This is a genomic window from Corynebacterium sp. ACRQK (genome assembly GCF_022345965.1).
GTDB lineage: Bacteria > Actinomycetota > Actinomycetes > Mycobacteriales > Mycobacteriaceae > Corynebacterium.
The window spans coordinates 258397-270983 of sequence record NZ_JAKRMU010000002.1; the positions used below are offsets into that span (position 1 = coordinate 258397).

13 protein-coding genes and 1 pseudogene are annotated in these 12587 nt (G+C 63.1%); 10 read left to right on the forward strand and 4 right to left on the reverse strand.

The window, feature by feature from the left end; all coding sequences use genetic code 11:
• The first annotated feature begins 54 nt into the window (after positions 1–54).
• The 8 genes from map to rplQ all read left to right on the forward strand — a co-directional run bounded on the left by map (position 55) and on the right by rplQ (position 6122).
• A complete protein-coding gene (gene map / locus MHX63_RS03945; RefSeq protein ID WP_239387323.1) occupies positions 55–849 on the forward strand; it encodes a type I methionyl aminopeptidase in 795 nt (264 codons plus the stop codon).
• A gap of 201 nt (positions 850–1050) precedes the next feature.
• Positions 1051–2244, forward strand: a complete 1194-nt coding sequence (locus MHX63_RS03950) for a dicarboxylate/amino acid:cation symporter (protein WP_239387324.1) — start codon at positions 1051–1053, stop codon at positions 2242–2244.
• A 226-nt stretch (positions 2245–2470) separates the two neighbouring features.
• Entirely contained in the window at positions 2471–2689 is a 219-nt protein-coding gene (gene infA / locus MHX63_RS03955; RefSeq protein WP_003854422.1) for a translation initiation factor IF-1, read from the forward strand.
• Positions 2690–2936: 247 nt separating this feature from the next.
• Positions 2937–3305 carry a 30S ribosomal protein S13 gene (gene rpsM / locus MHX63_RS03960; protein ID WP_005291872.1) on the forward strand — a complete coding sequence of 123 codons (369 nt, stop codon included), beginning with the start codon at positions 2937–2939 and terminating at the stop codon, positions 3303–3305.
• A 3-nt stretch (positions 3306–3308) separates the two neighbouring features.
• The gene (rpsK, locus tag MHX63_RS03965; RefSeq protein WP_005291870.1) at positions 3309–3713 is read left to right on the forward strand and encodes a 30S ribosomal protein S11; all 405 of its coding nucleotides are present in this window, start codon (positions 3309–3311) and stop codon (positions 3711–3713) included.
• Positions 3714–3739: 26 nt separating this feature from the next.
• The gene (gene rpsD / locus MHX63_RS03970; RefSeq protein WP_034984961.1) at positions 3740–4345 is read left to right on the forward strand and encodes a 30S ribosomal protein S4; all 606 of its coding nucleotides are present in this window, start codon (positions 3740–3742) and stop codon (positions 4343–4345) included.
• A 144-nt stretch (positions 4346–4489) separates the two neighbouring features.
• Positions 4490–5503, forward strand: coding sequence for a DNA-directed RNA polymerase subunit alpha (locus tag MHX63_RS03975; RefSeq protein ID WP_239387325.1), 1014 nt, complete (start codon positions 4490–4492; stop codon positions 5501–5503).
• Between the two features lie 55 nt (positions 5504–5558).
• Complete coding sequence (gene rplQ / locus MHX63_RS03980) at positions 5559–6122, forward strand: 50S ribosomal protein L17 (RefSeq protein ID WP_034984958.1); 564 nt, start codon at positions 5559–5561, stop codon at positions 6120–6122.
• A gap of 122 nt (positions 6123–6244) precedes the next feature.
• Here the strand turns inward: rplQ and MHX63_RS03985 are convergent, their stop codons facing one another.
• Together MHX63_RS03985 and MHX63_RS03990 are read right to left on the reverse strand one after the other, a co-directional pair.
• A complete protein-coding gene (locus MHX63_RS03985) occupies positions 6245–6565 on the reverse strand; it encodes a cation transporter (protein WP_370644006.1) in 321 nt (106 codons plus the stop codon).
• A complete protein-coding gene (locus MHX63_RS03990) occupies positions 6498–6638 on the reverse strand; it encodes a hypothetical protein (RefSeq protein WP_239387327.1) in 141 nt (46 codons plus the stop codon). The genes MHX63_RS03985 and MHX63_RS03990 overlap by 68 nt, the downstream gene beginning before the upstream one ends.
• 93 nt (positions 6639–6731) lie before the next feature.
• Between MHX63_RS03990 and MHX63_RS03995 the strand changes: the two genes are divergently transcribed.
• Positions 6732–7712, forward strand: a complete 981-nt coding sequence (locus MHX63_RS03995) for a tRNA pseudouridine(38-40) synthase TruA (protein ID WP_239387328.1) — start codon at positions 6732–6734, stop codon at positions 7710–7712.
• Between the two features lie 1252 nt (positions 7713–8964).
• Entirely contained in the window at positions 8965–10263 is a 1299-nt protein-coding gene (eccB, locus tag MHX63_RS04000) for a type VII secretion protein EccB (RefSeq protein ID WP_239387329.1), read from the forward strand.
• Between the two features lie 206 nt (positions 10264–10469).
• On the opposite strand, the pseudogene MHX63_RS04005 reads toward eccB, so the two are convergent.
• Positions 10470–11363 (reverse strand): annotated as a pseudogene (locus MHX63_RS04005) (S8 family serine peptidase); the annotation flags it as partial.
• A complete protein-coding gene (locus MHX63_RS04010; protein ID WP_239387330.1) occupies positions 11363–12514 on the reverse strand; it encodes an EsaB/YukD family protein in 1152 nt (383 codons plus the stop codon). The pseudogene MHX63_RS04005 and the gene MHX63_RS04010, both read right to left, overlap by 1 nt.
• Positions 12515–12587 lie beyond the last annotated feature (73 nt).

Sequence of the window (12587 nt, forward strand, 5' to 3'; positions counted from 1 at the left end):
CGAAGGGGCGTCACTAAGAAAAAGAGTAAACAAAGGGAGCAGAAGCGAACCCACATGGGCTTTAGGCGAAGGAACAAGAAGATCGCGGCGAAGACCGCCGAGCAGTTGGAAGCGATGCAGGCCGCCGGGGAGATCGTTGGGCTGGCGCTGCAGGAGGTCAAGAAGGTTGCAGCACCGGGCAAGACCACGCTCGACCTGGACCGCGTGGCGGAGGAGGTCATCCGCGACCACGGCGCCACTCCGACTTTCAAGGGCTACGGTGGCTTCCCGGGTTCTATCTGCGCAAGCCCGAACGACATGATCGTCCACGGCATTCCATCTGCAGAAATGGTGCTGAAAGAAGGCGACCTGATTTCCGTCGACTGCGGCGCAACGCTCAATGGATGGGTGGGGGACTCCGCATGGACCTTCGGCATCGGCGAGATCGCCGAGGAACACGACCGCCTGAACCGCGCGACCGAATGGGTGCTGTACGAAGGCCTGAAGGCTATGGTGCCCGGCAACCGGCTGACGGATGTGTCCTGGGCGTTGGAGAAGGCGACCGAAGCCGCCGCGCGGAAGTTCGATGTGGAACTGTGGATCGTCGACGGCTACGGCGGCCACGGCATTGGCCGCACAATGCACGAGGATCCATACCTAGCCAACGAAGGCCGCGGTGGGCGGGGCCCGGAGATCCAGGAAGGCTCCGTGCTGGCTATTGAGCCAATGTTGGCGCTGGGAACGGCGGATTCCTATGTGTTGGACGACGAATGGTCCGTGCTGACCGATGACGGCAGTTTCTCCTCGCACTGGGAGCACACCGTCGCCGCGACCGCCGATGGACCGCGAATCCTCACCCCGCGCGAATAGCTGTCTCTTCTTTGGTGACGCCCCCTGCCGCCTTCCCCGGCAGGCGCGATGTGGGGTGTAGTAGGAGGGCAGAAGGGCAGGTGGCGCAGGGGAGGGGGTTGGTGGGAAAGCAGCGATTATTGGGGAATCGAGTATTGCGAGTAGGCTAAACATAATCGTTTCTTGAGGACCTATAATTATTTAAAAAGGGAAAGCGCCAGCATGAATGGATCCCGATTCTTTAATTCTCTGATTTTCAAGATAATCGTCGCGATCGTCTTGGGTATCGTCTGCAGCCTCTTCTTCCCGGAATGGGCCGGCCGCGTATTTGCGACCTTCAATGGGCTGTTCGCTAACTTCCTGGGATTCTTCGTCCCGGTTCTGATCTTCGCTCTGATCGCCCCGGCTATCGCCAGCTTGGGGCGCGGAGCTGGTAAGTGGCTGGCTGTGACCGCCGGCATCGCCTACGTCTCCACCATCATTTCCGGTCTGATCGCCTACGGCGTGGCGGAAGGGCTCTACCCCTCGCTGCTGGGCAATGAGTCGATGATAGAGGCCAAGGATATTGAAGAGGGTGCGCTGGCGCCGTTCTTCTCCGTAGAGATGGACCCACCGCTGGGCGTGATGTCTGCGCTGCTGCTGGCATTTACCGTGGGTATCGCTATGGCCTCGATGCGCACCGAGGTTTTGTACAAGGGTGCTGAGGAGCTGCGCGAGGTGATCATGAAGGTCATCCAGAGCTTCATCATCCCGCTGCTGCCGTTCTACATCTTCGGCGTGTTCCTGACCATGGGTATGAATGGCAACCTGAAGCTCACGCTGACGCAGTTCGCTAAGGTACTGATCCTCGCCGTACTGATGACATGGGTCATCTTGGCGCTGCAGTACCTGCTGGCTGGGCTCTTTGCACAGCGCAACCCGTTCACGGCGCTGAAGAACATGCTGCCCGCCTACTTCACCGCCCTGGGTACTTCCTCTTCTGCCGCAACCATTCCGGTGACCCTGGAGTGCAGCCGCAAGAACGGGGTATCCCAGTCTGTCGCCGATTTCGTGGTGCCGCTGTGTGCAACGGTGCACCTATCCGGTTCCATGCAGAAAATCGCTCTGTTCGCGTTCTCCATTGTCTACATGACGGGCGTGGACATGACCGCAGGCATGGCCCTGGGCTTCATCTTCTTGCTGGGCGTGATGATGATCGCAGCTCCAGGTGTGCCGGGTGGTGCGATTATGGCGGCCGTGGGTCTGCTGCAGTCCCAGCTGGGCTTCGACGATGGCCAGGTGGCACTAATGATTGCCGCTTACATCGCCATCGACTCCTTCGGTACCGCATGTAACGTCACCGGTGACGGCGCGATTGCGCTGACCGTGAACCGCCTGGCGAAGGGCGAACTGCGCCGCGAGGAGCAGCCCGCTTAGAGGCTCCGCTGTTTGAGTGGACAAACGCTCGCGCTAGCTTTCAAGAGGGCTGGGGCGAGCGTTTTGGCATCTGCGCAGGTCGCGTGTATTGTATGCATTTGGTGCATGAGGCTTTCGCATCGGTAGGTACCCTAGGTGGCTATCGATGCGGGGGTTCTGAGACTGCACCGTATGTAGCAAAACATCACCCATACCAGCTAGTTGAGCTGGGGAAACGTTGGAGGATATGGCAAAAGAAGGCGCCATCGAGGTTGAGGGTCGCATCGTCGAGCCCCTGCCAAATGCGATGTTTCGTGTCGAGCTGGATAACGGCCACAAGGTGTTGGCCCACATTTCCGGCAAGATGCGCCAACACTACATCCGTATTCTCCCCGAGGATCGGGTTGTCGTGGAGCTGTCTCCCTACGACCTGACCCGTGGGCGTATCGTTTACCGCTACAAGTAAATCGTTAAGCCTCCATACATCCAATCTAGGTAGCAGCACCGCCGAGGTTGCAGCTACTTGGTCACTACCTCTGGCCGCGGCGGCCGGAGCCCTCCTTCCAACACCCCAATAGTTGGGGTGTTGGTTTCGCGCATTCAAGGCACTTGGTGCCCGAACGGTCTCTTCCGTGACTGTTGGCGAAATACTCGAAGGATCAAAAGGGACGAGTGTGGAGAAAACCGTCGCTAAACCGGAAGGAAAATGCCCTATGGCACGCCTTGCTGGTGTTGACCTGCCACGCGAGAAGCGCATGGAGGTCGCACTGACCTACATCTTCGGAATTGGCCCTGCCCGTTCCAAGGAGCTGCTGGAAAAGACCGGCATCTCCCCTGATCTTCGCTCCAAGGATCTGACCGACGAGCAGCTGTCCGCTCTGCGTGACGTTATCGAGAACACCTGGAAGGTGGAGGGTGACCTCCGCCGCGAGATCCAGGCCGATATTCGCCGCAAGATCGAGATTGGTTCCTACCAGGGCCTGCGCCACCGCCGTGGCCTGCCGGTCCGCGGTCAGCGCACCAAGACCAATGCTCGTACCCGTAAGGGCCCCAAGAAGACGATCGCAGGAAAGAAGAAGTAACCTATGCCTCCGAAGACTCGTTCCGGCGCGCGCCGCACTGGCCGTCGCGTCGTCAAGAAGAATGTGGCCAACGGCCACGCATACATCAAGTCCACCTTCAACAACACCATCGTGTCCATCACGGACCCGAAGGGCGCTGTGATTTCCTGGGCTTCCTCGGGCCACGTCGGCTTCAAGGGCTCCCGTAAGTCCACCCCCTTCGCCGCTCAGATGGCTGCCGAGTCCGCTGCCCGCAAGGCAATGGATCACGGCATGAAGAAGGTTGACGTTTTCGTGAAGGGTCCGGGCTCCGGCCGCGAGACCGCTATCCGTTCCCTGTCCACCGCGGGCCTTGAGGTTGGCACCATTGCCGACGTCACCCCGCAGCCGCACAACGGCTGCCGCCCGCCGAAGCGTCGTCGCGTCTAAAGAGAAGAAAGGATTAGGGATCAAAAATGGCTCGTTATACCGGCCCCGTAACCCGTAAGTCCCGTCGCCTCCGCGTCGACCTTGTCGGCGGCGACAACTCCTTCGAGCGTCGCCCCTACCCTCCGGGGCAGGCTGGCCGTGCTCGCATCAAGGAGTCCGAGTACCTCCTGCAGCTGCAGGAGAAGCAGAAGGCGAAGTACACCTACGGCGTTCTGGAGAAGCAGTTCCGCCGCTACTACGCAGAGGCCAACCGTCGCCCGGGTAAGACCGGTGACAACCTGGTCATCCTGCTGGAGTCTCGCCTGGACAACGTTGTCTACCGCGCAGGTCTGGCACGCACCCGCCGTCAGGCTCGCCAGCTGGTTTCCCACGGTCACTTCACCGTGAACGGCAAGAAGGTCAACGTTCCTTCCTACAAGGTCTCCCAGTACGACATCATCGACGTGCGTGAGAAGTCTCGCTCGATGCTGTGGTTCGAAGAGGCTCAGGAAGCCCTGGTCGATACGATCGTTCCTGCTTGGCTGCAGGTCGTACCGTCCACTCTGCGCATCCTCGTGCACCAGCTGCCCGAGCGCGCTCAGATCGACATTCCGCTGCAGGAACAGCTGATCGTCGAGCTCTACTCGAAGTAAAACTGACGAACCTATTCGTTAGAATTACTTCGGATAGAACACCAAACGCGGTTTTCTACCGTCCGCACCGTCTACCAAACCTGGTGGCGGTAGTCCCCCTAACGGCGTCATATAGCGGTCGCCGAAAAAGGAGAAGCTTTAACAATGCTCATTTCACAGCGCCCCGCGCTCACGGAAGAGTTCATCGACGATTCCCGCTCCCGGTTCGTCATCGAGCCACTGGAGCCGGGCTTCGGCTACACGCTGGGTAACTCCCTGCGCCGGACCCTGCTGTCGTCCATCCCGGGCGCAGCAGTGACCTCCCTGCGCATCGAGGGTGTGCTCCACGAGTTCACCACCATTCCGGGCGTGAAGGAAGATGTTTCCGACATCATCCTGAACATCAAGTCCCTGGTTCTGTCCAGCGACTCCGACGAGCCCGTCTCGATGTTCATCCGTAAGGAAGGCCCGGGCGAGGTTACCGGCGCCGACGTTGAGGTTCCGGCTGGCGTGGAGGTTCACAACCAGGACCTGCACATCGCCACCCTGAACGAGCAGGGCAAGCTGGAGATCGAGATGACTGTCGAGCGTGGCCGCGGCTACGTTCCGGCTGCTACAGCTTCTTCTGTAATTGGACGCATCCCGGTCGACCAGATTTACTCCCCGGTCCTGAAGGTCAGCTACAAGGTCGAGGCAACTCGTGTGGAACAGCGCACGGACTTCGACAAGCTGGTTCTGGACGTGGAGACGAAGAACTCCATCACCGCCCGTGATGCTATGGCATCCGCAGGTAAGACCCTGGTGGAGCTGTTCGGTCTGGCTCAGGAGCTGAACCACGAAGCAGAAGGCATCGAAATCGGCCCGTCGCCGCAGGAGAGCGAGCACATCGCTGCCTACAGCATGCCGATCGAGGACCTGAACTTCTCCGTCCGTTCCTACAACTGCCTGAAGCGTGAAGAGATTCACACCGTCGGCGAGCTGGCTGCACGCACGGAGTCCGACCTGCTGGACATCCGCAACTTCGGCCAGAAGTCCATCAACGAGGTCAAGGTCAAGCTGGCTGGCTTGGGTCTGGGCCTGAAGGACGCTCCGGAGGGCTTCGATATCACCGATATCGAGGGCTACGACGCAGAGACCGGCGAGTTCATCGACACCGAGGGCGAGGACATCGCGGAATAACCCGGTGGTTAACCGCACGCGCTCACTGATTTAAAGATCCACACGAGGAGAACTAATGCCTACCCCAAAGAAGGGCGCCCGCCTGGGCGGTTCTGCTTCCCACCAGAAGAAGATCCTGTCCAACCTCGCTGCTCAGCTGTTTGAGCACGGCGCCATCAAGACCACGGACGCAAAAGCTAAGCTGCTGCGCCCCTACGTCGAGAAGATCATCACCAAGGCCAAGCGCGGCACCCTGGCGGACCGCCGCAACGTGCTGAAGCTCATCCCGAACAAGGAAGTTGTCGCTTACCTGTTCAACGAGCTGGCTCCGAAGTTCGAAGGCCGTCCGGGTGGCTACACCCGCATCATCAAGCTGGAGAACCGCAAGGGCGACAACGCTCCGATCTCCCAGATTTCCCTGGTGACGGAGCAGCTGGCCTCCACCGAGGCGGAGCGCGCTAACCGCGTTGCCGCTTCCAAGGCCAAGAAGGCTGAGGCCGAGGCTGCAGAGGCTAAGGCAGAAGAGGCTGAGGAGGCTCCGGAGGTTGAGGCTGACACCGCAACCGACAAGGCCGCTGAGGCTGAGGCTGCTGAGGCTGCCGACGAGGCCAAGGCTGAAGAGGCTGCTGAGGACAAGTAAGTCCGGCGCTCTCGCCTAGCTTTAAGGCGGGTCACGGTTACCCAATTGGGTAGCTCGTGGCCCGCCTTTTTGTTGCTTACTTATTGACACCACCCGCGTCCGCTGCGGATCGCCCCAGACGCCTAATCCATTTCGAGCTCTGGCTCCTCCGCGCGAGCCTGCTCAAACACCTCCTTCGCCGCCGAGAGGTTAATCAGACCGATCACCACGCCGACCACTATGTCCGGCCATGCGCTGGCCCAGAAGATCATCACCACACCGGCGCCGAGGATCAACACATTAGCCGCCGCATCATTGCGCGCCGCCAGCCAAGCACCCTGAACCAACGCACTATCCGCCCCGCGCAGTCGTAGCAAAAGCACTGCACAAACCAGGTTAATTATCAGAGCTCCGATGGCCGTCACGCTCAGAGTCACGGGCTCTGGGGGAGTGCCCGTCACCACCTTCCATGCGGCCGTGCCGAAGGCGGCGGGCGCGCCAGTCGAGGGTGGAGGCAGAGAACTCGTTGTCTTGCATGCAGACTAGACTAAGGCGCGCACAGTGAGAATGGCGAATGCAGCAGCCCAGCAGCAGCTCGCCGAACGTACATCCTAAGGAGCCGCCCCGACCATGTCCGACAAATACCCGGCCGACGAGGCTAAGCCGGCCGATCAGCCCAACAAGGCCGGCGAGCTGGTGCGCGTTCGCCTGGATGTTGCCTACGACGGCACGGATTTTCACGGCTGGGCCACTCAGTCCGGCGGGCTACGCACGGTCGCGGGAGTGCTGCAGGGGAAGTTGTCGCTGGTCACTCGCCATCCCATTGAGCTGGTCGTTGCCGGGCGTACAGACGCGGGCGTGCATGCCAGCGGTCAGGTCTGCCATGCGGACATCCCGGTGGAAGCTTTCGAGCAGCGCTCGCTGACCCGCCCGGAGGATCTGGTGCGTCGCCTGTCGCGCATGTTGCCTGCGGACGTGCGGCTGCACGGGGCGAGTGTTGCTCCGCAGGGTTTTGACGCTCGCTTCTCCGCGCTGCGCCGGCACTACATCTATCGCGTGACGACTCACCCGGCCGGGCCTGTGCCGGTGCGGGCGAGGGATACGGCAGCGTGGCGCCACCCGATTGATCTGGGGAAGACTCAGGCGGCCTCCGATGCGCTGATCGGTTTGAACAACTTCGCGGCGTTTTGCAAGGCCCGCGAGGGGGCCACGACAGTTCGCGAGCTGCAGGAGTTCCGCTGGGTGGACGTCTCCACGGAGGCGGAACCGCAGACCTATGAGGCTCACGTGACGGCGGATGCTTTTTGCTGGTCGATGGTGCGATCCCTGGTGGGGGCGGCTCTGACGGTCGGGTCGGGCAAGCGACCGAAGGATTTCACTCCGGGGTTGTTGAAGGAGACGAAGCGCAGCTCGGCCGTGCCGGTCGCGCCGGCGGCCGGTTTGAACCTGGTGCGGGTGGATTATCCGGCCGACGAGGAGCTGGCGGAACGCGCGCTGACGACGCGCGCCAAGCGCTCGCCGGTGGGTAGTGGGAGCGGGTCGGCTCCCGCCGCCGCAGGAGCCACGGAGCCAGACACGGCGCCGGATGCAGAGCCGGACACCGCGCCGTGAGGGAAGCGGTGCTTGTGAGCATGCGACCTCACCCGGCGGTGCCTTGCGCGCCTTGAAGTGGTAGGGGTGGGAGCGGTTGTCGCAGCCACAGCTGCAACCGGCGTATTCTGTGGCGCGGGCTGCGACGCAGTTTTCGGCGCCAGCCTCGGCGCGGGTGCCGTGACGGCGAAGAAGTTAAAGTATTCCCGGTGCTCTCCGTGGGCCAGAACCGTTCCCGTGCCAACCGGTGGAACTGCGATATACACATCCACCGTGGGGTGCCCCAGCAGTTGCAGGCGTTCGCGCCCCTGGGCGAGCACGTCCTCTGCCGCAGCGAAGCCAACACTCCCGCTGCGCGAATTATGCGGGTTGCGCGGGTCGCGAGAAGCTGTGGGGACCTCCACGAACAGCACCTGAGTTTTCGCCCCCTCATCGCCTGTGAGCGCATCCGTCGCACCCAGGGCGTCCGCTACGCCCACCGCACCCGCCCTGCCAGCGTTACCACTGAGCCTGCGCAGCTCGAATAGCTCTTCCGGCCAATTCATTGACCCCTCCAACGCGCGCAGCTGCGCGCTCGTCCCAAACACCGCAAATGTCGCGCTGGGAATGGGATGCACCAGCATGGATTCGCCCGCGTCGGTCAGCCCAATAAACCAGCCCGGCGCAGCCGGAACGCTCAACTGCTCAGCCAGCCCGGCTACCTCCGCGCCCACCGGCGGAGCCTCCGCGGGCAGAGCCCACACCCCGCACCCGCTGGCGGCAAAAGGCATCCGCGCCGCCGCGTGCTCTGGCACACCCACCAGAGTGGCAGAGGAATCTCCCAACCAGCCGCGGCCGATAGGCTTGGAGGGGACGGTTGCGGTGGAGAGGGTGGCGTCCACAAGAGAAAGCCCTAAACCACCGGCCAGCCGGTCGGTAGAAATCCGCCGTGACGACGGCTCGCCCCACAACCTGTCGTGCACGCAGAGCAGACGGAACCAGCGCGTGTCCTGGTCCGTGGTGGCGCGGCTGCGGGCGAAGGCGAACCAGCCCGCCGCGATGCACCCGATCGCCACCAAACCGCATAAAACCCATGCCCACCAGTCCGTATGTCCAACATCGGCAGTATCGGCAGCCAACAGTGCCACTGAACCCATTATTCCCAACCCCCAAAGTAAGAAAATCCCCCGAATGCGAGGTTCGCCTCGCGCAAGTAATTCAACCATGGAATACTTAAGCGCGCTAGCGGGGGCTAGAAACAACAAAACACAATAAAAGGGGGAGCGCAGTAACCATGCGCACAACGGGGATACAAGTATCTGGATTTAATTTTCTGCTGCGCAGGCTCGAGCTCGCGCTGGTTATTGGGGATCCGCGGATGGCCCACGATCCACTCCGCAGCCAACGGCGGGCGCTGGTCGTCGGCGTGCTGCTGAGCCTCCTGATCGCCGGTGGCGCGGTGATGCTGGGGCTGCTACGTCCACAGCCGAGCCTGGACGGAGCCGACCTAGTGGCCGATGAAACCGGCACGCTGCACCTGCGCCTGGAGGATTCCTACCATCCGATCACGAACGTCGCCTCCGCGCGGCTGATTCTGCAGCAGCCCGTAGAGGTACAGAAGACCACCGCCGAGCAGCTGTCCCAAGTTCCGTTGGGGCAGCCGATCGGTATTCCGCAGGTGCCGGCGCTTTCCGCCGCGCCGGCCCGCGAGTGGCTGTACTGCGACCGTTCAGCCGGTGGCGTGGGCACGGTCGTGGCCGTCGAAGACATCAAGGAGCATCGCCACGCTCTGCTGGCTGCGCCTTCGGGTTATTGGCTAATTGACGCCACCACTCGCGTCCGCATAACTCCAGACGCAGCCCGGGCCTTCGGCACGGAGGCGGTGCCCGCCAGCGATGGGCTGGTCCAGCAGTTCCGTCGCAGCCCCGACATCGCCATGCCGGCGGGGAAGACGAAGATGCCCGCGCCTTTCGATGTGGCGGGCAGGGTAATTACGTCTGGCGACCGGGCGTTTCTGGTGGACCGAGTGGGCGTGGGGGAGGTGAAGGGATCGCGGCGCGACTTTGCCCTGGCCAGCAGCCCCGTGCCGCCGGTGGAGGCACCACTTGCGGATGTGATGCGCCAGCCGAGCGTGGACGTGCTGACGGGAATCCCGGAGTTCGACGGCGAGCAGCCCGTGACATGGGCACAGCCGCAGATGGTATGCGCGGGGCCGCAAGGGCTCGCGGAGCCGGAGGATGGTGCTGGTGCTGGTGCTGGTGCGAGTGCCGGTGGCGGGCAGGGCGTGGACTCAGCCGGAATCAGCGCCGTACTGGCCGCCGAAGATCCAACCGCCTTTTACGGCCCGCGGGGCACGTCGGCGCTAAAGACGGAGCGCGGATACGTGCTGGTTAGCGATACAGGAGTGCGCTACTCCGTGGGCAGCCAGGCCGAGTTGCGCGCCCTGGGGTTCACTGCGGAGCACAATGTTCAGTTTGCTCGCGTGGCCTCGCTGCCCGACGGCGGCCTGCTGTCTGCGGAGAATGCCCGGCAGACGACCGTGGCGATGATGCCCAGCGCCAGTACGAGGGAGAGCACAACCGGCACGGAGTAGTCGGCGGCCTCCGGCTGGTGAGGCTGGGTGCTGACAGTCTGCAGCTCGTAGTGGGAGTCAGCCGAGCCATCACTGGCATTGTTGCCATTGTTGCCGTCGCGGGCAGCGTTGGTCTGCGCATCCCGCAGGTCGAGCGCCCTATCCACGGCTGCGGCGGGATTCACAACCAACATCTGCTTTCCTAACCCCGGGCCGCTCGCACCGGGAGAGGCTGTGGAGGTCAGCAGTTCGCGGACCTCCTGCACGCTGAGGTGTGGGACGATCTGCCAGACCAGAGCCGCCGTCCCGGAAACGACCGGGGCGGCGAAACTGGTGCCTTCGAAAGGATCGGGGTTGCCGACGATGGTGTGGGTTTTCCCGTGCACGTCCACCTGCCCTTCGACCGGCCCGCCGGGAGCGAACAAGTCCACCCAGTGCGTCGGCGCACTGTACTGCGCAGGCACGCGTCCCAGGTCGGCGGAGCCCGCCTTCCCGGCATCCGCTCCGGTGCTGGCCCTCGTGGCTGCATCCGGACCAGCCCCGGCACTGGATCCTGCGCCAGCCGCTACCAACTCCTGCGCCCGCGGCGCCACCGCCCCCACGGCCAGCACCGGATCCAAGCTAGAGGGAAACGTCGACGCTCCCTCCGGGCACTGCCCCGTGTTGCCTGTGGAAGCCACCACCAGCACTCCGGCCTTCTCTGCCCGGCCGACAGCCTCCCGTAGTTCCGCCGTATCCTCGCAGGCCACCATTGAAATATTGATGACCTTCACCCGCTTTTTTAGAGCTCGGTCGATCGCGCGAACCAGATTTTCTACCGTGCCCTCAGCCCGGGAGGCAACCGCGTTATGCCTAAACGAATGCACCTTGGCTTCCGGCGCTATTGCCCGCAACACGCTGGTCACCACGGACCCGTGCAACACACAAAAATCGCGGTCTCCCACCACGCCCGGCCCGGCGGAGCCCGTATCAATCACAGCCACGTCCACGTCCCGGCCCCGGGACAGGGCGTGCAGCGCTGGGTACGAGGGGGCGTCAATATCCGGCAAAGGCACGGTACCGGGCGCCGCAACGGTGCCTTCCTGGCAGTTCCCGTGTGGCGAGGAATCCTGGATGATCATCAGCCGATGCCCCGAATCGCCTCGAAGATTCCTGTGGTCTGCAGCGCCAGGGGGATGGCCAGACAGAACGCGACCGCCTCCACTATGTCGATCACCCGCCCCAACATCGGCGACTGCACGCGCACCGCCGGCAGGCCAACCAGCACCAGGCACGCCGCACCCCAGGGTTCGTGCAGCGCCAGCCACAGAATCGTCGCAGCGGAAAGCACCGCCAACGCCACCGAATGCACCGGCCGAGTGCTGCGCGCGCTCACGCCCAGCACGGCCACCAGCACCAACAGCGCTGCACGCCACAGGCTCAGCGGCTCACCCCACGGCGCCAACTGATACACGCACGCACCCAACACCGCCACGATTGCTACCACCAGGGCGGAATGCACCTCCACCACCTGGCCCGCTCGGGTGGTTGTCGGCTGAGTAAACACACCAGTCGCGGGCACCTTTGGCAGCTTGATGCCCGCCAGCCCGATCGCAATCTGCCCCGAGTAAGCCAGCGCGAACATCGCCAGCAGCAGAGTAACCCCCGGCCAGAAGTTCATCGCTGCGAACACCACCCACGTGGCCGTCACGATCCGCGCCGGGCCGCTGCGCCACACCATGAGAGCCGCCACAAAGCACGCGCACAGCACATTCACGTGCAGCCCCAGCCCAAAACCAAGGATTGCGGCGAGGTAGGTGAAGTTGCGGTGGTGCAGCGAAGCCGCCGCCGTGGCCAGTGCTGCCACTGCGGTTGCCACGATCGTTGCGGTGTCTGCCGAATGGTTGAGGTTAAGGACGCCCCCAGCTCCAACCAGCTGATTATCCAAAGGGTGCCACGCGGGAGTGGCTTGAAGGCTGAACAGCGCCACGATGGCCGCGGCGATCCAGGCAGCAGGGCTGGCGGGGATAGGGCCGGAGAGCTCCTCGACAGCCTCGGCCGGCGGGGCGGGAGCGGTGGCGATCTGCAAGGTCAGCGACTCTCCGGGGTGCACCCCAGCCTCCGCCAGAGTGTGCTGGGGCTGAACCTGCCCAACCGCCCGGTGGAGGGTCCAGTGTTCCCCTGGCTCCGCATCCACAAGGTGCGGTATGAGCTCCGCGACAGGCACATGGTCGGCGATTGCAGCGTTGATAGTGGTGCCCTTCGCGGGCACGGAAATGCTGAGAGCTAGCACAGTAAAAATCCCCCTGGTGGTGCACGTTTAGGCCGTGCCCGATTGAATCTGCAGCGAGGATCCCCCCTTTGGA